This is a genomic window from Nocardioides yefusunii, from assembly GCF_004014875.1.
GTDB lineage: Bacteria > Actinomycetota > Actinomycetes > Propionibacteriales > Nocardioidaceae > Nocardioides > Nocardioides yefusunii.
In genome coordinates this window covers 2,770,574-2,789,572 of the sequence record NZ_CP034929.1, presented here as the reverse complement: position 1 = coordinate 2,789,572, position 18,999 = coordinate 2,770,574, and the positions used below count along the sequence as shown (strand labels likewise).

Here is an 18,999-nt window from a genome sequence, read left to right as displayed (position 1 = left end):
GGACCAGAGGTCACGGTTGCGTCGCGCATGACGTGTTTCCCGACGGGGTGTCGCTAAACTTGTCGACACCCCGTCGTCACACACTCAACAGCTAGGTGGATCGATGTTCCTCGCACTCCGCGAGCTCCGCTTCGCCCGGGCCCGTTTCGGGCTCATGGGCGCAGTCATCGTCCTCATCGCGATCCTGATGGTGCTGCTCAGCGGCCTGTCCCAGGGTCTCGTCAAGGACGGTGTCTCCGGGCTCCAAGCTTCTCCCGCCAGTGCCTTCGCCTTCGAGAAGGACGTCCAGAAGGACTCGGCGTTCACCCGTTCCTCCGTCCCCGTCGAGACGGCCGAGACCTGGGCGGCCCAGGACGGCGTCGTCGACGCCGCTCCGTTCGGTCTCGCACTCGTCAACGGCGCCAACCAGGACGGCACCCAGGTCGACCTCGCCCTGATCGGCGTCGAGCCCGGTTCGTTCGTCGACCCCGAGGCTGCCGAGGGCGAGCGCATCTCCTCGCCTGAGGGCATCGTGGTCTCCGCCCACGCCAAGGAGGACGGCGTCTCCCTGGGTGACGTCGTCACCCTCGAGGGTTCCGAGATCGCGCTCACCGTCGTCGGATTCCTCGACGGCCAGCACACCTTCGGACACGTCGACATGGCCTACGTCGACCTCGGCACCTGGCAGCGCGCCAACGCCGGCATCGGCGAGGGCGAGGAGCTCCCGGCCGTCAAGGTCGACCAGGTCACCTCGATCGCCGTGCAGTACGACGGCACCCCGTCCGCCGACCAGCTCGAAGCCGGCGACAAGGCCGCTGACACCACCACGATGACCCAGAAGGCTGCCTACGGCGCCTCGCCCGGGTACACCGCCGAGACCATGACGCTGCAGATGATCCAGGTCTTCCTCTACGCCATCTGCGCCATGGTCGCGGGCGCCTTCTTCACGGTGCTCACCATCCAGCGCAAGCCCGAGATCGCCGTCATGCGTGCCATGGGCGCCTCCACCGGCTACCTGCTGCGTGACGGTCTGGGTCAGGCGTTCCTGCTCCTGCTCGGTTCCGTCGGTCTGGGCATCGGCCTCGGTGTCGCCGCCGGCGCCGGCCTGCAGGGCACCGCGATGCCGTTCGCGCTGGCCGCCGGACCGATCGTCCTGGCTGCCGTCCTGCTCATCGTCCTGGGTCTGATCGGTGCTGCGGTCGCGATCGTCCGCATCGCCAAGGTCGACCCCCTCACTGCACTGGGAGCAGCCCGATGACCGGACTCAAGATCACCGACGTCACCCTCGTCCACGGCGACGGCGAGGACACCGTCACCGCTCTCGACCACGTCTCCCTGACGGTGGCGCCGGGCGAGTTCGTCGCCATCCTGGGCCCGTCGGGCTCGGGCAAGTCGTCGCTGCTGGCCGTCGCCGGTGGACTCACCACCCCCACCTCGGGATCGGTGCGGATCGGCGACACCGAGCTCGTGGGGCTCAAGGCCAAGGAGCTCTCGAAGCTGCGTCGCGAGAACATCGGCTTCGTCTTCCAGTCCTCCAACCTGGTGCCGGCCCTCACCTCGGTGGACCAGCTCAAGCTGCCGACGACGTTCGGGAAGTTCACCGACACTCGTGACCCGCTCGAGCTGCTCGAGCAGGTGGGCATGGCGCACAAGGCCGACAAGCGTCCCCACCAGCTCTCCGGCGGTGAGCGTCAGCGCGTCGGCATCGCCCGCGCACTGATGGTCCGTCCGCAGGTGCTGCTGGTCGACGAGCCCACCGCTGCGCTCGACCGAGCCCGCAGCCAGGAGGTCGTGAAGCTGATCGCCGACGAGACCAAGGCACACGGTGTCGCCTCGATCATGGTGACCCACGACCACGACGTCATCGGTCACTGCGACGCGGTGTACGAGATGGTCGACGGCAAGCTCACCCGCCGCTGACCCCGCACCCTCACCCCCGCAGGAGAAGACACAGATGCCCAGGATCACCGCCGACACGCTCGCCGAACACCGCGAGCTCCAACGGCGCGCGATCCTCGACGCCGCCCGGGACCTGTTGGCCGAGGCCAGCCGGGACCCGGGCGGCAAGGCGCCCAGCCTCGCCGACGTGGGGCGTCGCACCGGGCTGGCCCGCACCAGCCTCTACCAGTACTTCGCCTCGCGCGAGGAGCTGATGGACGCCGTCATCGCCGATGTCTTCCCGCAGTGGCAGGCCCGCCTGCACGACGCCATGAACACCGTCGCGGGCAATGGTGAGAAGGCCCGTGCGTACTGCCGGGTCAGTCTCGAACTCGTCGCCGAGGGCGAGCACGCCGTCGTCAGCGGTCTCTCCCTGCACGCCCGGGACCGGGTCACCACGGCTGGCAAGGAGCTCCACGACACCGTCGTGCGTCCCATGATCGAGACCCTCGGCGGCAGCCACGAGCTGGCCGAGATGGTGCAGTCGGTGGTGTGGACCGCCTCCAAGCAGATCGAGGACGGCAAGGACGCCCCGACGGTGATGCGGCACGTCGAGAGCCTGCTCGGGCCCTTCTTCGACTCGCTCCGCGACTGATCCCGGCCAGGGCAGCGCGGGAGAGAACGCCCCCAGTTCGAGGGAACTCTCGCGAGTCGGGGTTAGGACCCCCCCGTTCGCGGGGCACTGGACCGTCATGGGACACCACGACGTGCTGCTGCGAGCGACCACGAACGTCTCCGTCGTGCGGAACGGGGGTCGCGCTACCGCCGACGCACCCGCGCCGCGGTCGCCGCGGGTGCCGAACCTCGCAGGGCTGCCCAGCCCGGTGACGTGGCCCTTCTTCGTCGCAGCGAGCATCCATCTGCTGGCCCAGTACGCGGCGTGGCAGGGCATCGCAGTGGCCGACGACGTCGCCGAACTGTCCAAGCTGGTGTTGCTGCCGGCCCTGTGGCTCGTCCTCGACGCGGGCCTGCGCCACGGCGCCCGGATCACCGGTGCGCTCCCGGGCTGGTGGAGGTGGGCCGCCGCGGCGCTCGCCTTCAGCTGGCTCGGCGACGTGGTGCTCACCAGTGAGCCGCTGCTCCTGGCCGGCATGGGCTTCTTCGCCGTCGCCCACGTCGCGTACGTCGTCACGTTCCTGCAGGCGGCCCGGGGCCGCTCCACGCAGCGGCCCCGCTGGCTGGTCGTCCCCTACCTGGCCTGGTGGGGTGGCCTGGTCGTGTTCGCGCTGGCAGGGGACGTTCCGGTGACGTTCGTGGTGCCGGCCCTGCTCTACGGCACCCTGCTGGTGGCGATGGCCTGGCTGGCCGCGCGGGTCTCGCTCGCGGTGGGCATTGGTGCGGCGCTCTTCGTCGTCTCCGACTCCCTGATCGGCCTGAGGGTCGGGGACGTCACGATGCCGCTGCACGGCGTCGCGGTGATGGCCACCTACCTGGCCGCGCAGGCCCTGATCGTCACCGGACTGATCAGGGCAGCGCGCGATGGATCGATCAGATCCAGTCCTTGAGCCACATCCGGCTCGACCACTCGTCGTAGGTGATGAGCTGGTCGGTCCAGATCGGCCAGAAGAACGCGAACAGCGCGATCGCGACGATGAGGAACAGTCCCGCCACGACGGCCGAGACGGTGCGTCGGGTCGAGGGGCCGCGCTTCGGCCCGATCGCCGCGCCCAGGCAGAGCACCAGGGCCAGCACCATGAACGGCAGGAACGCGATCGAGTAGAAGTAGAAGATCGTGCGGGCCTCGTACTGGAGCCACGGCAGCCACGTCGCCGCGACGCCCAGCACTGGTACCCCGAAGCGCCAGTCACGACGTGCGATCCACAGCACCAGGCACGCCAGCACCGCCAGCGAACCGCCCCACCAGATCACCGGGTTGCCGAGCAGCAACACCTGACGCATGCAGGTGGAGCCCTCCGCGGCCTCGCAGCCCTGGTCGCCGGGCTGGATGTCGAGCTGGGCGTCCACGCCGACCGGACGGTTGATCAGCGGCCAGCCGATCGGGGAGGAGGCGTAGTCGTGGGTGGAGTCGTTGAGGAACTGGGTGTGGAACGTGTAGACGTCGCGGTGGTAGTACGCCAGCGACTTCAACGACTGCACGACCTCGCCGAGGCCGTCGGCATCAGGTTCGGTCGCGGTGCTCCACTGGGCCCGGCCGTCGAACGTCGAGTACTGGGTGTTGGAGAGCGTCTCCTCGTACTCCTCGGCGTGCACCAGCCAGCCGGTCCAGGAGACCAGGTAGACGACGAAGGCGACACCCACCAGGGACAGGAACGCGACCGGGCCGTCGGTGATCGCAGAGCGCCCCACCGCGAACCGGGTGCCGCGACGGTGACGCTCCACCGCAGCGGCGAACCAGATCCAGACACCGAACAGGGCCAACGGGTACAGCGCGGTCCACTTCGTGCCGACCGCCAGGCCGAACCAGACGCCGGCCACGAGCAGCCACGGGCGCCAGAACAGACGCGGTCCCCAGGACGCGGCACCACCTCGGGTCCGTGGATCGACGTCAGCGTCCATCCGCCGACGCAGCCACTGCCGGTCCGCGACCAACGAGTGCACGCCGCCGAGCAGGAAGAACGCGAGGAAGATGTCGAGCAGGGCGAGCCGTGACAGCACCAGGTGCAGGCCGTCGAGGGAGAGCACCAGACCGGCGATCCAGCCGAGCAGCACCGAACCGGTGATGCGGGTGGCGAAACGGCACATCAGCAACACCATCAGCGCGCCGATCGCCCCCGACGCCAGACGCCACCCGGTGGGGTCCATCCCGCCGATCCACTCGCCCGCCGCGATCAGCCACTTGCCGACCTCGGGGTGGGCGATCATCTCGGGGTAGTCGTCCCAGACCCCGGAACCGGTGGTGACACCGGACAGGATCTGCGCGTCCGCGCCGTCGGGGGAGTGCAGGACGTAGCCGTGCTGGAGCAGCGAGAGACCGTGCTTGGCGTAGTACGTCTCGTCGAACGCGAACGAGTGCGGCTCACCGATCCGGACCAGTCGCACGAGGAACGCCACGACCGCGAGCAGCAGTGCTCCCGCCCACGGGACGCCGGGGCGAGTGGTGAAGTCGTCGATCCGCTGGCGGAGCGTCGTCGACGAGGCTCCCGCGGCCGCGAGCGGCTCCGGGGAAGTGGCAGGGGGCACCGTCGGAGCGGTCGGCTCGGGGGTCACGATCGGCAACTGTAGCCATCACGGGGCAGGATGGGGACCATGACTGACGCAGGTACCGTTCGCCCGTCCGACCGCAGCGAGTCCAGCGGCCAGAAGCGGGAGGGTGGTGCCGGCGTGCTGGTGCTGGCAGGCACCCCGATCGGGCGTCCCGAGGACGCCCCCCCGCGCCTGGCCACCGAACTTGCCGGCGCCGACGTGATCGCCGCCGAGGACACCCGTCGTTTCAAGCGCCTCCTGAACGACCTCGGCGTCACCACCTCCGCCCGCGTCTACTCCTACTTCGAGGGCAACGAGTCGGGCCGCACCCCGCAGCTGCTCGAGTTCCTGCTCAACGGCGAACGCGTCGTCCTGGTCACCGACGCCGGCATGCCCAGCGTCTCCGACCCCGGGTACCGCCTCGTCGCTGCGGCGGTCGAGCACGACATCAAGGTCACCGCCGTCCCCGGCCCGTCCGCCGTCCTCACCGCCCTGGCCGTCTCGGGCCTGCCCGTGGACCGGTTCTGCTTCGAGGGCTTCCTGCCGCGCAAGGCGGGCGAGCGTTCCCGTCGTCTGGAGTCGCTGGCGAAGGAAGAACGCTCGATGGTCTTCTTCGAGGCCCCGCACCGCACCGAGGCCGTCCTGACCGCGATGGCTGACGCCCTCGGTGACGACCGTCCTGCCGCCGTGTGCCGTGAACTCACCAAGACCTACGAAGAGGTCATCCGCGGTGGCCTGCGCGAGCTCGCCGAGTGGGCGGCCGGCGAGGTACGTGGCGAGATCACGATCGTCGTCCAGGGCGCCGACCCCAGCGCGGCGATCGAGAACACTCCGGAGGCGTTGACCGCTGCAGTGGCCGGGATGGAGGCCGAGGGCGTCAGCAAGAAGGACGCCATCGCCGCGGTCGCGAAGGCGGCCGGGGTGCCGAAGCGTGAGGTCTACGACCTCGTCCACGTGAAGAAGTGAAGGACTCCCGCCGTGTGTGCTGACCCGACCTCCGTTCCCGACCCCAGCGCCGAACCGCTGCGGATGCGTGCCGCGACCGAGGAGAAGTCCGGTTCGAAGCGCGACCGTGAGCGTCCCCCGGCTCCCGAGCCGCTGCCGCATCCGGTCGTCGACAACCACTGTCACCTCGAGATCGCCGACGGCGACTGGATGGCGACCGACACCGCGCTCGCCGAGGCCGCCTCGGTGGGCGTGCCCCGGATCGTGCAGATCGGTTGCGACCTCCCCGCCGCCCGCTGGTCGGTCGAAGCAGCCCGGCAGTACGACGCGATCGTCGCCGGTGTCGCCCTGCACCCCAACGAGGCGCCGCGTCTGGCGGCCGAGGGGAAGTTGGAGGAGGCGCTGGCCGAGATCGAGCAACTCGCGTCGGCCCACGACAAGGTCCGCGCGGTCGGTGAGACCGGTCTCGACTTCTTCCGCACTGACGCCGACGGCCTCGCGGCGCAGGAGTACTCCTTCCGGCGCCACATCGAGATGGCCAAGCGGCTCGACAAGACCTTGGTGATCCACGACCGCGACGCCCACGACGACGTCCTGCGGGTCCTGGACTCCGAGGGCGTGCCCGAGCGCTGGGTGATGCACTGCTTCTCCGGTGACGTCGAGTTCGCGAAGGCGTGCCTGGACCGTGGCGCCTGGCTCTCGTTCGCCGGAACGGTGACGTTCAAGAACGCCCAGCACCTGCGCGACGCCCTCGCGATCACGCCGCAGGACCGCATCCTGGTGGAGACCGACGCCCCGTTCCTGACCCCGCACCCGTACCGCGGACGCCCCAACGCGTCCTACCTGGTGCCGGTGACGATGCGGGTGATGGCCGAGACCCGGGGCGACGACCTGGGCGAGCTCTGTGCGGCCGTCGACGCCAACACCGAGGCCGCGTTCGGTGGCACCTGGGGTGCTGGATCCGCGTCGTCCTGAGGTGAGGCCGGGGCTTTCATCCACGGCCAACCCCTGTTCGTCGCTGGTCTGGTCCGCTAGCCTCGACGACGGCGCTCCAGCGATGGGGTGCCGGTCACACCGTGGTCACTGAATTGGGGGCCTACCCCGTTTTGGTTACCGTGGACGACTTGACGGCCGGGATCAGGAATCACCACCCCGACCGACGCACCTGTGCATGACGTGGCCCCCGGGCCTCGCCAGCGCAGGGCCGTGCAGGCCTACTTCCCCCCGGAGGACCCGGAGGCGAGCACACCATGCGTCGGACCTGAGAACCGGAAAGAACAACGTTCGGAGAATCGTGCGCTCCTCCATCGCACAGAAGACCAAGGCCGCCCTGCACAGCCGCAAGCTGCTCGCAGCCCTCGGCGGCGTCGTCGCAGTCGCAGTCGTCGGCACCACCGTCGGCTACGCGTCCCTCTCGAAGTCGGTCACGCTGACCCTCGACGGTGAGACGCAGACCCTGACCGCGCTGGGCGGAACCGTCGGCGAGATCCTCGCCTCCGAGGGCATCGAGGTCGGCGAGAACGACGTCGTCGCCCCCGCACTCGGCAAGGACGTCCAGGACGGCACCGCGATCACCGTCGCGTTCGCGCGCCCCCTCGACCTCACCGTCGACGGCAAGCAGGCCACCCACTGGGTCACCGCCACCTCGGTCGGCGGAGCCCTCGAGCAGCTCGGACGTCGCTACGACGGCGCCGACCTCTCCGTCTCCCGCTCCGCAGCCCTGGGCCGCGAGGGCATGGACATCGACGTCGTGACTCCCAAGACCGTCAAGGTCAAGGTCGCCGACAAGAAGGCCAAGAAGCACGAGGTCACCGCGCTGACCGTCGCCGAGGTCCTCGCCGAGCTCGACGTCAAGGTCTCCGACGCCGACAAGGTCAAGCCCGCACTCGACACCGAGATCGAGGACGGCACCGCGATCACCGTGACCCGCATCAAGGTCACCACCGACGTCGTCAAGGGTCAGAAGATCGCCCACGACGTCGTCGAGAAGAAGACCGCCACGCTGGAGAAGGGCGAGACCAAGGTCGTCGAGGAGGGCCGCGACGGCTCCCGCGACGTGACCTACGAGGTCCGCACCAAGAACGGCAAGGTCGTCTCCCGCACCGAGGTCTCCTCCAAGGTCACCCAGAAGCCCCAGACCCGCGTGGTCAAGGTCGGCACCAAGGAGCCCGAGGTCGTCGAGGCCGACGAGCCCGCGAAGGCCGCCCCGGCCGCACCCACCGCACCCAACTACGCGTCGGGCAACACGGTCTGGGACCAGCTCGCCAAGTGTGAGTCGGGTGGGAACTGGTCGATCAACACCGGCAACGGCTACTACGGCGGCCTGCAGTTCTCCCCCTCGTCGTGGCGTGCCGTGGGCGGCTCCGGCCTCCCGCACCAGGCCTCCCGCGAGGAGCAGATCAAGCGCGGCCAGATGCTCCAGGCCCGCGGCGGCTGGGGCCAGTGGCCCAGCTGCAGCTCCAAGCTCGGCCTGCGCTGACCCTCAGCTCGGCCTGCGCTGACCCTCAGCTCGGCCTGCGCTGGGCCAGCTGAACAGCACGTCGTCAGCCTCGGATGGGGATATCCCGTCCGGGGCTGACTACATTTGGTCCCATGTCTGACGCTCCCTCCGCACCCCGTCTCCTCGGTCCGGCGGAGGTCCGCGCCCTCGCGGCCGAGCTCGACCTGCGCCCCACGAAGCAGAAGGGCCAGAACTTCGTCATCGACCCCAACACGGTGCGCCGCATCGTGCGGGAGTCCCACATCACCGGTGACGACGTCGTCGTCGAGGTCGGTCCCGGCCTCGGTTCGCTGACCCTGGCGATCCTCGAGGTCGCGAAGTCGATGGTGGCGATCGAGCTCGACGAGGTCCTCGCTGCCCGCCTGCCGCAGACCATCGCGGAGTTCGCGCCCGACCAGGCCGCCAACTTCTCCCTGGTGATCTCCGACGCGCTCAAGGTCACCGAGCTCCCCGGCCCGCCGCCCACCGCACTGGTCGCGAACCTGCCCTACAACGTCTCCGTCCCGGTGCTGCTGCACCTGATGGCGCTGCTGCCGTCGCTGGAGCGTGGCCTCGTCATGGTGCAGTCCGAGGTCGCGGACCGTCTGGCCGCCAAGCCGGGCTCGAAGGTCTACGGCGTGCCCTCGATCAAGGCCGCCTGGTACGCCGACGTGCGTCGCGCCGGTGCGATCGGCCGCAACATCTTCTGGCCCGCCCCCAACGTCGACTCCGGTCTCGTGGCCTGGACCTCGCGTCCCGCCCCCGACACCACCGCGACCCGTGAGCAGGTCTTCGCCGTCGTCGACGCCGCGTTCGCGCAGCGCCGCAAGATGCTGCGCGCCACGCTCAAGCCGCTGGCAGGCGGTGACGGCGAGCGCGCCGAGGCCGCGATCGTCGCTGCCGGACTCGACCCGCAGGTCCGCGGTGAGACGCTCGAGATCGACGCGTTCGTCGCGATCGCCGAGCACCTCTTCGCCGGTACCGCCGAGGCCCCGGCCCGCGGCGAGGTCTGAGCGTGACCGATCCTCGGCCCCTCACCGACCCGCGCCGACTGACGGTCCGCGCCGCAGCCAAGATCAACCTGCACCTCGGCGTCGGCGCGCCGCGCGAGGACGGTTTCCACCCGCTCGACACCGTCTACCAGGCCGTCAGCCTCTACGACGACCTCACCGCCACCGAGGCCGACGACTGGTCGCTGAGCACCGTCGTCGACCCGGCGCTGGGCGCCGTCGAGCTGCCCGGCCCCGGTGAGAACATCGTCGACAAGGTCGCTGACCTGCTCTGCTCCGAGCGTCGTGGGGCCGAACGTTCTGGGGGAGTGGCTCCGGCCGCTCACGTCGAGGTCTCCAAGGCGATCCCGGTCGCCGGTGGCATGGCCGGCGGATCCGCCGACGCCGCTGCCGCGTTCGTCGCCCTCGACCGGCTCTGGAACCTGGAGACTCCCGACGAGGTCCTCCTCGACCTCGCGGCCCGTCTCGGGTCCGACATTCCGTTCTCTCTGATCGGTGGCACCGCCCGCGGTGTCGGCCGCGGGGAGGTCGTCACCCCGGTCGACGACGACGGCGCGTGGGCCTGGGTCGTGGTCCCGGCCGTCGGCGGGCTCTCCACCCCGGCCGTCTACCGGCACTGGGATGCGATGTTCCCCGACGCCTCACCCGAGCCTGCCCCGGCCGAGCGTCTGCTCAAGGCCCTGGCCTCCGGCGACCCGCACGTCCTGGCCACTGCCCTGCACAACGACCTCCAGGCCGCCGCCGTCGACCTGCGTCCCGACCTGGGCGAACTGATCGCCGAGGGCGAGGCTGCCGGCGCGCTGCGCGGCATGGTCTCGGGCTCCGGGCCCACCTGCGTCTTCCTGTGCGAGTCCGCGGAGTCCGCCCGCGCGGTCGCCGGGGAACTGCGCGCCAGCGGCCACACCGCGTTGACCGCCCACGGCCCCGTGGCCGGCGCCCACGTCGTCGCCTGACGTCCTGCTGACCTTTCCTCCCGTGCTGCTGAGAGAAACGAACCGATGAGCAACCTGATCAACCTCGAGCGCGTCTCGAAGTCCTACGGCATCCGTCCGCTCCTGGACGACGTCAGCCTGGGCATCGCCGTCGGCGAGCGTGTCGGCATCGTCGGCCGCAACGGTGGCGGCAAGACGACGCTGCTGGAGGTGATGACCGGCATCGAGACCCCCGACACCGGACGCGTCTCCAAGACCGGCAGCCTCGACATCGGCTACCTCCACCAGGGCGACGAGCTCGTGGAGACCGACACGGTCCGCGACGCCGTCCTGCGCGGCAAGATGGAGCACGAGTGGGCCTCGGACCCCGCCGCCCGCGGCGTCGTGCGTGAACTGCTCACCGGCATCGACCTGGAGCGCACCGTCGAAGGCCTGTCCGGTGGTGAGCGTCGCCGCTGTGCCCTGGCTGCGCTGCTGCTCGACGCCCACGACCTGATCGTGCTCGACGAGCCCACCAACCACCTCGACGTCGAGGCCGTGGCCTGGCTCGCCGAGCATCTGGTGGCGCTGCCGTCCGCGCTCGTCGTCGTCACCCACGACCGCTGGTTCCTCGACGCCGTGTGCCAGACGACGTGGGAGGTCCACGACGGCAAGGTCGACGCCTACGAGGGTGGCTACGCCGCGTTCGTGCTGGCCAAGGCCGAGCGCTCGCGCCAGGCCTCTGCGTCGGAGGAGCGTCGTCAGAACCTCGCCCGCAAGGAGTTGGCCTGGCTGCGTCGCGGTGCCCCGGCCCGTACCTCCAAGCCGAAGTTCCGAATCGAGGCCGCGAACGCCCTGATCGAGGACGTCCCGCCGCCGCGTGACCGCCTCGAACTGCAGTCGTTCGCCACCCAGCGTCTGGGCAAGGACGTCATCGACGTCGAGGACGTCGACCTGGTGCGCGGCGAGAAGATCCTGCTCGACCAGGCGACCTGGCGCATCGGTCCGGGCGACCGCATCGGTCTGGTGGGCGTCAACGGTGCCGGCAAGACGTCGATGCTGCGCCTGATCTCCCACGACCTGGCTCCCAGCGCGGGCAAGGTGAAGCACGGCCGCACCGTCGCGCTGGCGCACCTCACCCAGGCCGTCCACCCCGAGGACCCCAACGCGCGCGTCCTGGAGACCGTCGACTCGATCCGTCGCGAGATCAAGACCACCGACGGCCAGAAGTTCACCCCCACCTCGCTGCTGGAGCGGTTCGGTTTCACCGGCGACCGCCTCACCGCGCGACTGGGTGACCTCTCCGGTGGTGAGCGTCGACGGTTCCAGCTGCTCAAGCTGCTGCTGGAGGAGCCCAACGTCCTGCTCCTCGACGAGCCCACCAACGACCTCGACATCGAGACCCTCAACGTGCTGGAGGACTTCCTGGACTCCTGGCCCGGCACGCTCATCGTCGTCTCCCACGACCGTTACTTCCTGGAGCGCGTCACCGACTCGATCTGGGCCCTGATGGGCAACGGCCAGATCGCGATGCTGCCCCGTGGCGTCGACGAGTACCTGGAGCGTCGTGCCGCCGGCGTGCAGGAGACCCGGATGGTGGCCAAGGCCGCCGTCCCGACCCCCGCCACCCTGGCCGGTGCTGCAGGTGAGAGTGCCCCCGTCTCCACGAAGGCGAAGGCAGGTTCGGCGGAGGAGCGCAACGCCAAGAAGGCTGTCTCCCGTGTCGACAAGCGGATGGCGAAGATCACCGAACTCGAAGCGAAGCTCCACGCCGAGCTCGCGGCCCTGGCCAGCGGCAACGACTACGACCGGATGAACGCCATCACCGCCGAACTCTCTGCTCTCACCGCGGAGAAGGACGAGCTGGAGATGGAGTGGCTTGAGGCGATGGAGGTCCTCGAGGGCTGACCCCTCACCCCTTCACCCCTTCACCCCTTCACCCTCCGCCGGACGTCATAGGAATCCGGGGCCCTGGGCCTCGATTCCTATGACGTCCGCGGCGTTGGTGCTTCGGGACGTCATAGGAATCCGGGGTTCCAGACCTTGATCCTTATGACGTCCGCGGCGTCGCGGCGGTTCGAGGAGGGGACGCGTCAGGAGAAGGGCTCGAGCAGACGCCGCAGCAGCGTCGCGAGCGTCTCGCGCTCGGCGTCGTCGAGGTCAGGCATCAGGGCTCGCTCGGCGGTGAGCAGTGCCTCGAAGGCGTCGTCGACGGCGACCTTGCCCTCCGGGGTCAGGCGAACCAGGACGCCTCGCCGGTCGTTGGGGTCGGGCAGGCGCTCGACGAACCCGCGGGCGGTGAGGCGGTCGACGCGGTTGGTCATCGTCCCCGACGTCACCAGCGTCTCGCGCAGCAACTTGCCCGGCGAGAGCTCGTAGGGGGCGCCGGCGCGACGCAGGGCGGCGAGCACGTCGAACTCCCACGACTCGATGCCGCTGGCGGCGAAGGCCCCCTTGCGGGCGAGATCCAGATGGCGCGAGAGGCGACCGATGCGGCTGAACACCTCGACGGGCATCAGGTCGAGGTCGGCACGCTCGCGTGCCCAGGCGGCCACCAGCTCGTCGACTTCGTCTCGCATGGGAACCACCCTAACCCTGACGTCGTCGATCGAGAATCTTGATGTCGTGAAACAGAGGCGTCGAGAGATCCGGGACGACGTGGCGCCGCCCGGTGCGCCGGCTCAGTCCTTGTCGAGCATCCTCAGGGTCGGCTTCGCGACCAGTCCGTCCAGCCCGTGCCAGGTCAGGTTGACCAGGTGCGCAGCCACGACCTCCTTGGCCGGCTTGCGGGTGTCCATCCACCACTGGCCCAGCGAGACCGTCGCCCCGATCAGCATCTGCGTGTACATGGGGGCCGCACGGTGGTCGAGCTTTCGCGCCTTGAACGCGTCGGCCAAGATGCCCTCGACCCTCGAGGCGACGTCGCCGATGATCGACTGGAACGTCGCGGTGGAAGAACCGATCGGGGTGTCGCGCACCAGGATCCGGAAACCGTCCGGGTGGGACTCGATGTAGTCCAACAGCGACAGCGCTGAGGCCTCCAACAACTGACGCGGCCCACCGTCGGTGAGCGCACCCCGCATCATCGTCAGCAACTGCGTGACCTCACGGTCGACGACGACGGCGTAGAGCCCCTCCTTGCCCCCGAAGTGCTCGTAGACCACCGGCTTGGAGACCTCGGCCCGCGCCGCGATCTCCTCGATCGCTGCGCCCTCGAACCCGCGCTCGGCGAACACCGTCCGGGCGACGTCGATCAGTTGCTCGCGTCGTTCCGCGCCGGTCATTCGCTTCGTCGCCCGCTTGCTCACCTCCTCAGCATGCCCCGTGAGCAGCGGGTCCGTGGCGTCGACGGAGACTCCGAGCTTCCTGATCAGCCGACCTTGGCGCCGCTGCTCGCGTCCCCGGCAGCACCCGCGGCCGGGACGTCGAGGATCTTCTTCTCGCCCACCAGCTTCTTCTGCACGACGGTGGCCAGCCAGGTCAGCAGCAGGTTCACCGCGATGTAGAGCGCCGTGACGACGATCGCGGTGGGGATGTGGTTGCGGCCCTCGGTGGAGATGATCTTGTAGGCGTACGTCAGGCCGGGCGCGGTGATGTAGTAGCCCAGCGAGGTGTCCTTGAGCGCCACCACCATCTGGCTGATCAGTGCCGGGAGCATCATCTTCACGCCCTGGGGCAACTGCACGTGCGTCATCACCTGGGTCTTGCGCATGCCGATCGCGTACGCCGCCTCGGCCTGGCCACGTGGCACTGCGTTGATGCCGGCCCGCACCACCTCGGCCAACACCGAACCGTTGTAGAGCGTCAGCGACACCACGACCACCCAGAACGGGGTCAGCGGTCCGCCGCCGATCGAGAACCAGAAGAAGAAGAAGATCATCATCAGCAGCACCGGCACGGCACGGAAGAACTCCACCACCAGCCAGCACGGCCACCGCACCCACACGTGGTCGGACAGCTTCCCGATGCCGAACAGGACACCGAAGACGACGGCCAGCACGATCGCGAAGACCGCCATGGCGAGGGTGTCGAGGAGCGCCGAGAAGATGACCCTCAGATAGTCGGGGGTGACGAAGTACTCCCACAGTGAGTACTCGAACTGGCCGTAGTCGTAGAGCCGCTTCGCAACCACGCCCACCAGCGCGACCAGTGCCACCAGGGCGAGGACGCCGTAGATCCGGTGCCGGACCTTCGTCCGGGGGCCGGGGGCGTCGAACAGGACACCGGCACTCATCGGGCCACCTTCATCTTCCGCTCGAGGGCGTAGGAGCTGAACGCGACCACCTCGACGATGACGACGTAGCCGATCGCGAACATCAGGAAGATGCCCAGACGTTCGTCAGCGTTGTTGTTGGTGAAGATGCGCATCGTCGCGGTGGCCTCCGCCATGCCGAACGCCGCAGCCACCGAGGTGTTCTTGATCAGGGCCACGATCACGCTCGTCATCGGCCCGATCACTGCCCGGAACGCTTGGGGAAGCACCACCAGCGTCATCACCTTCATGAACGGCAGCCCGATCGCCCGGGCTGCCTCGGCCTGCCCCAGGTCGACGGAGTTCACTCCCGAGCGCAGCGCCTCGCACACGAAGGCCGAGGTGTAGACGGTCAGCGCGATGCAGGAACGGACGAAGAAGGCCGACGCGTTCCAGCCGAAGACCTCGATGTCCTCGACGAACTTGAAGTTCCAGCCGATCCGGACCCCGCCGATCGCGAAGAGCACGAAGATCATCAGCAGGGGCGTGTTGCGCACCAGCGTCACGTACAGCGAGGCGAAGCCCCGCAGCAGCGGCACCGGCCCCACCCGGAACGACGCCAGGATCGTGCCGAACACCAGGGCGCCGATCCCCGAGACCACGAACAGCGCGATCGTCAGGGAGAACGCCTTGAGGTACTCGTCGAAGTTGCTGAACACCGCGTCCACGAAGCGGTCTCCTCTCGGCCGGGGACCGGCGGCGACGATGCGCCGCCGGTCACCTCAACGGATGGCCGTGCAGGCCGGGGTCGGACTCAGGAGCAGGCGTCGGCGCTCGGCGGGGTGGGAGTCTCCACGCCCGACTTGCCCAGCGTCGCCTCGAAGGCCTTGGCCCAGACGCCGTCGTCCTGCGACTTCTTCAGGGCGTCGACGATCCACTGGCACATCTCGGGGTGGTCCTTGCTGTAGCCGACGCCGTAGCGCTCCTCGCTGAACGGGTCGACCGCGACCTTGAGTGCGTCGGGCTGCTCGGCGGCGTACCCCATGAGGATCGCGCCGTCGGTGGTCATCGCGTCCACCGCGCCGTCGACGACCTGGTCGACGCACTCGGAGTAGGTGTCGAAGCCGCGGGGGACCGCGCCTTCCTTCTTGATGTTGTCCAGGGACGTCGAGCCGGTCACCGAACAGACCTCCTTGCCCTTGACGTCGGCCAGGGTGGAGATCGAGCTGTCCTTGGCGACGAGGAGTTGCTGGCCGGTGACGTAGTAGGGGCCGGCCTGCCCGACGACCTTGCGACGCTCGTCGGTGATCGAGTACGACGCGATCACGATGTCGACCTCGCCGGCCTGGAGGAACGGCTCACGGTTGTCGGAGATCGTCTCCTTCCAGACGATCTTGTCCGACTCGATGCCCAGCGAGGCCGCCAGGATCCGGCCGACCTCGGGGTCGAAGCCCTGCGGCTGGTCGTCGGTGGCGCCCTTGAACCCGATGCCGGGCTGGTCGAACTTCACGCCGATGGTGATCTTTCCGTCCTCGGCGAGTTCCTTCATGCGGCTGCCGTCGGCGAACGACGACGCGGCGTCCTTGGCCACGTCGACGTCGACGTCACCGCCGCCGCTGTTGCCTGCCTCGCCGCAGGCGGTGAGTGCCAGTCCGAGTCCTGCACAGAGCACGAATGCCTTGGTGGTGGTGAATCGCATCGGAGTCTCCCTAGGTCGAGTCGTCACCGGCGTCCCACACGCCGGCGTCCAGCGGTGGTCAGTGGGTGAGGATCTTGGACAGGAAGTCCTTGGCGCGCTCGCTGCGCGGGTTGTTGAAGAACTCCTCCGGCGTGTTCTCCTCGACGATCGCGCCGTCGGCCATGAAGACGACGCGGTCGGCGGCAGTGCGGGCGAACCCCATCTCGTGGGTGACGACGATCATCGTCATGCCCTTCTTGGCGAGGTCGACCATGACGTCGAGGACCTCGTTGATCATCTCGGGATCGAGGGCGGAAGTCGGCTCGTCGAAGAGGATCGCCTTGGGTTCCATCGCCAGGGCCCGCGCGATCGCGACGCGTTGCTGCTGGCCGCCGGAGAGTTGGGCGGGGTACTTCAGCACCTGCGACTCGACGCCCACGCGCTCCAGGAGGTCCCGGCCGAGGGTGTCGGCGGCGTCCTTCGCCATCCCGCGGACCTTGACCGGGCCGAGGGTGACGTTCTCGAGGATCGTCTTGTGGGCGAAGAGGTTGAAGGACTGGAAGACCATGCCGACCTCGGCTCGCAGCTTCGCGAGCGCCTTGCCCTCCTGCGGGAGCGCCTGCCCGTCGAGGAGGATCTCGCCGTCGGAGATCGTCTCGAGGCGGTTGATCGTGCGGCACAGCGTCGACTTGCCCGAGCCGGACGGCCCGATGATGACCACCACCTCGCCGCGCTTGACGGTGAGGTTGACGTCCTTGAGGGCGTGCAGTTTGCCGTAGTACTTGTTCACGCCGCGCACGACGATGAGGTCGTCGGGGCCGGGGGCTGCAGGGGTGCCCGCGTGTGTCTCCGAAGCCGCTGTCATGACTACAACGTGTCACAGATCACCCGCGCTGACTATGGTTGAGTGATCAACGAGAAAGGGGTGGGCAGGGCTCCGCAGAGGCCCTCGTCGACAGCCACGGAAACACGGTCCCACCGTCCGTTTGCTCCGTCCAGACCGGCCCGGTCTCGATTCGGCAACCACGTGACGAAGGCCAGTGCCGTGCGGGTTCCCCGGCGCACCCGGATGAGCCTTACCCTTGAAGACGCCATGACTGCTTCCACTGACGCCGCCGACGCCGCACTCGAGACCGCCACCGCCGCCACCGAGAACGCGGACGCCCCGCGCACCTACGAGGTCAAGACCTACGGGTGCCAGATGAACGTCCACGACTCCGAGCGCCTCACCGGCCTGCTCGAGACCGCGGGCTACGTCGCCGCGCCGGAAGGTGAGCAGGCCGACGTCGTCGTCTTCAACACCTGTGCCGTCCGCGAGAACGCCGACAACCGCCTCTACGGCAACCTCGGCCACCTCGCCCCGGTGAAGGCGAAGAAGCCCGGCATGCAGATCGCCGTCGGTGGCTGCATGGCGCAGAAGGACCGCGACACCATCACCAAGAAGGCCCCGTGGGTCGACGTCGTCTTCGGCACCCACAACATCGGCTCCCTCCCCGCACTCCTCGACCGGGCCCGGTCGCAGGAGGCCGCGCAGGTCGAGATCCTCGAGTCGCTGTCGGTCTTCCCCTCGACGCTCCCCACCAAGCGCGACTCCGCCTACGCGGCGTGGGTCTCCATCTCGGTCGGCTGCAACAACACCTGCACGTTCTGCATCGTCCCGTCGCTGCGCGGCAAGGAGCAGGACCGCCGCCCCGGCGAGATCCTCGCCGAGATCGAGGCGCTCGTCGCCGAGGGCGTCACCGAGGTGACCCTGCTCGGCCAGAACGTCAACGCGTACGGCGTCGAGTTCGGCGACCGTCAGGCGTTCTCCAAGCTGCTCCGCGCCTGTGGCGAGATCGAGGGCCTGGAGCGCATCCGCTTCACCTCCCCGCACCCGGCCGAGTTCACCGACGACGTGATCGCCGCGATGGCCGAGGTCCCCACCGTCATGCCGCAGCTGCACATGCCGCTGCAGTCCGGTTCCGACCGCGTGCTCAAGGCGATGCGCCGCTCGTACCGCCAGAAGAAGTTCCTCGGCATCCTCGACAAGGTCCGCGAGCAGATCCCCAACGCCGCGATCTCCACCGACATCATCGTCGGCTTCCCGGGCGAGACCGAGGAGGACTTCCTCGACACCATGGAGGTGGTCCGCAAGGCCCGCTTCGCCCAGGCGTTCACCTTCCAGTACTCGATCCGCCCCGGAACCCCGGCCGCGACGATGCCGGACCAGATCGACCCCGCGACGGTGAAGGACCGCTACCAGCGCCTCGCCGCCCTGGTGGAGGAGATCACCTACGAGGAGAACCAGAAGCTCGAGGGCAGCGTCGTCGAACTCATGGTGTCCGAGGGCGAGGGACGCCGCGACGGCGAGACCCTGCGTCTTTCGGGCCGCGCCCCCGACAACCGCCTGGTGCACTTCGCCGCCGACTTCTCGCAGGTGGACGCCGACTCCGTGCGCCCCGGCGACATGGTCACCGTCGAGATCACCCGCGGTGCCCCGCACTACCTGATCGCCGACGCCCCGATCCGTGCCCTGCGCCGCACCCGCGCCGGTGACGCCTGGGAGAAGCGCACCAACGCTCCCGTCGAGACCCCGAAGGGTGTCGGTCTCGGCATGCCCAGCATCGGTGTTCCGGCGCCGCTGCCCGAGGGCCCGTCCTGCGGCATCAACTGACGCTCGCTGCGCTGACGTAGTGCGGCGCGGGCCCGGAGCCCCTGTGGAGAAGTCCACGGGGGCTCCGGCC

18 protein-coding genes are annotated in these 18,999 nt (G+C 69.2%); 11 read left to right on the top strand and 7 right to left on the bottom strand.

The window, feature by feature from the left end:
• Nucleotides 1-103 precede the first annotated feature (103 nt).
• The 4 genes from EOV43_RS12745 to EOV43_RS12730 all read left to right on the top strand — a co-directional run bounded on the left by EOV43_RS12745 (nucleotide 104) and on the right by EOV43_RS12730 (nucleotide 3,422).
• Complete coding sequence (locus EOV43_RS12745) at nucleotides 104-1,237, top strand: ABC transporter permease (protein WP_128221627.1); 1,134 nt, start codon at nucleotides 104-106, stop codon at nucleotides 1,235-1,237.
• Nucleotides 1,234-1,899 carry an ABC transporter ATP-binding protein gene (locus EOV43_RS12740; RefSeq protein ID WP_128221626.1) on the top strand — a complete coding sequence of 222 codons (666 nt, stop codon included), beginning with the start codon at nucleotides 1,234-1,236 and terminating at the stop codon, nucleotides 1,897-1,899. The genes EOV43_RS12745 and EOV43_RS12740 overlap by 4 nt, the downstream gene beginning before the upstream one ends.
• Nucleotides 1,900-1,933: 34 nt before the next feature.
• Nucleotides 1,934-2,512 carry a TetR/AcrR family transcriptional regulator gene (locus tag EOV43_RS12735; protein WP_128221625.1) on the top strand — a complete coding sequence of 193 codons (579 nt, stop codon included), beginning with the start codon at nucleotides 1,934-1,936 and terminating at the stop codon, nucleotides 2,510-2,512.
• A 97-nt stretch (nucleotides 2,513-2,609) separates the two neighbouring features.
• Entirely contained in the window at nucleotides 2,610-3,422 is an 813-nt protein-coding gene (locus EOV43_RS12730; RefSeq protein ID WP_128221624.1) for a lysoplasmalogenase, read from the top strand.
• On the opposite strand, the gene EOV43_RS12725 is transcribed toward EOV43_RS12730, so the two are convergent.
• A complete protein-coding gene (locus tag EOV43_RS12725) occupies nucleotides 3,406-5,085 on the bottom strand; it encodes a dolichyl-phosphate-mannose--protein mannosyltransferase (protein WP_239022121.1) in 1,680 nt (559 codons plus the stop codon). The two genes, EOV43_RS12730 and EOV43_RS12725, sit on opposite strands and share 17 nt — an antisense overlap.
• Before the next feature lie 114 nt (nucleotides 5,086-5,199).
• Here EOV43_RS12725 and rsmI point away from each other — a divergent pair, with 114 nt between their 5' ends.
• The 6 genes from rsmI (at nucleotide 5,200) to EOV43_RS12695 (ending at nucleotide 12,314) form a co-directional block, all read left to right on the top strand.
• Nucleotides 5,200-6,027, top strand: a complete 828-nt coding sequence (rsmI, locus tag EOV43_RS12720; RefSeq protein WP_239022319.1) for a 16S rRNA (cytidine(1402)-2'-O)-methyltransferase — start codon at nucleotides 5,200-5,202, stop codon at nucleotides 6,025-6,027.
• A gap of 63 nt (nucleotides 6,028-6,090) precedes the next feature.
• Nucleotides 6,091-6,981 (top strand): TatD family hydrolase, encoded by an 891-nt coding sequence (locus EOV43_RS12715; protein WP_128222316.1) that lies wholly within the window; start codon nucleotides 6,091-6,093, stop codon nucleotides 6,979-6,981.
• Between the two features lie 319 nt (nucleotides 6,982-7,300).
• On the top strand, nucleotides 7,301-8,485 hold the full coding sequence (locus EOV43_RS12710) for a resuscitation-promoting factor (protein WP_277745776.1): 1,185 nt from the start codon (nucleotides 7,301-7,303) through the stop codon (nucleotides 8,483-8,485).
• A 113-nt stretch (nucleotides 8,486-8,598) separates the two neighbouring features.
• Nucleotides 8,599-9,498: a 16S rRNA (adenine(1518)-N(6)/adenine(1519)-N(6))-dimethyltransferase RsmA gene (rsmA, locus tag EOV43_RS12705; protein WP_128221621.1), complete on the top strand. Its 900-nt coding sequence runs from the start codon at nucleotides 8,599-8,601 to the stop codon at nucleotides 9,496-9,498.
• Nucleotides 9,499-9,500: 2 nt separating this feature from the next.
• On the top strand, nucleotides 9,501-10,448 hold the full coding sequence (locus tag EOV43_RS12700; protein ID WP_128221620.1) for a 4-(cytidine 5'-diphospho)-2-C-methyl-D-erythritol kinase: 948 nt from the start codon (nucleotides 9,501-9,503) through the stop codon (nucleotides 10,446-10,448).
• A gap of 45 nt (nucleotides 10,449-10,493) precedes the next feature.
• Nucleotides 10,494-12,314 (top strand): ABC-F family ATP-binding cassette domain-containing protein, encoded by a 1,821-nt coding sequence (locus EOV43_RS12695; protein WP_128221619.1) that lies wholly within the window; start codon nucleotides 10,494-10,496, stop codon nucleotides 12,312-12,314.
• A gap of 185 nt (nucleotides 12,315-12,499) precedes the next feature.
• Here EOV43_RS12695 and EOV43_RS12690 read toward each other — a convergent pair whose 3' ends face one another.
• The 6 genes from EOV43_RS12690 to EOV43_RS12665 form a co-directional block, all read right to left on the bottom strand.
• Nucleotides 12,500-12,985 (bottom strand): MarR family winged helix-turn-helix transcriptional regulator, encoded by a 486-nt coding sequence (locus EOV43_RS12690; RefSeq protein WP_128221618.1) that lies wholly within the window; start codon nucleotides 12,983-12,985, stop codon nucleotides 12,500-12,502.
• A 102-nt stretch (nucleotides 12,986-13,087) separates the two neighbouring features.
• Nucleotides 13,088-13,690 carry a TetR/AcrR family transcriptional regulator gene (locus tag EOV43_RS12685; protein ID WP_128222315.1) on the bottom strand — a complete coding sequence of 201 codons (603 nt, stop codon included), beginning with the start codon at nucleotides 13,688-13,690 and terminating at the stop codon, nucleotides 13,088-13,090.
• 86 nt (nucleotides 13,691-13,776) lie between these two features.
• Nucleotides 13,777-14,640: an amino acid ABC transporter permease gene (locus EOV43_RS12680; protein WP_128221617.1), complete on the bottom strand. Its 864-nt coding sequence runs from the start codon at nucleotides 14,638-14,640 to the stop codon at nucleotides 13,777-13,779.
• The gene (locus EOV43_RS12675) at nucleotides 14,637-15,326 is read right to left on the bottom strand and encodes an amino acid ABC transporter permease (protein ID WP_128221616.1); all 690 of its coding nucleotides are present in this window, start codon (nucleotides 15,324-15,326) and stop codon (nucleotides 14,637-14,639) included. Before EOV43_RS12675 ends, EOV43_RS12680 begins: the two co-directional genes overlap by 4 nt.
• A gap of 86 nt (nucleotides 15,327-15,412) precedes the next feature.
• Nucleotides 15,413-16,297, bottom strand: coding sequence for a glutamate ABC transporter substrate-binding protein (locus EOV43_RS12670; RefSeq protein ID WP_128221615.1), 885 nt, complete (start codon nucleotides 16,295-16,297; stop codon nucleotides 15,413-15,415).
• Nucleotides 16,298-16,355: 58 nt separating this feature from the next.
• On the bottom strand, nucleotides 16,356-17,141 hold the full coding sequence (locus tag EOV43_RS12665; RefSeq protein ID WP_128221614.1) for an amino acid ABC transporter ATP-binding protein: 786 nt from the start codon (nucleotides 17,139-17,141) through the stop codon (nucleotides 16,356-16,358).
• Nucleotides 17,142-17,369: 228 nt separating this feature from the next.
• On the opposite strand from EOV43_RS12665, the gene miaB reads away from it, so the two are divergent.
• Nucleotides 17,370-18,929 carry a tRNA (N6-isopentenyl adenosine(37)-C2)-methylthiotransferase MiaB gene (gene miaB / locus EOV43_RS12660; RefSeq protein ID WP_128221613.1) on the top strand — a complete coding sequence of 520 codons (1,560 nt, stop codon included), beginning with the start codon at nucleotides 17,370-17,372 and terminating at the stop codon, nucleotides 18,927-18,929.
• Nucleotides 18,930-18,999: the final 70 nt, after the last annotated feature.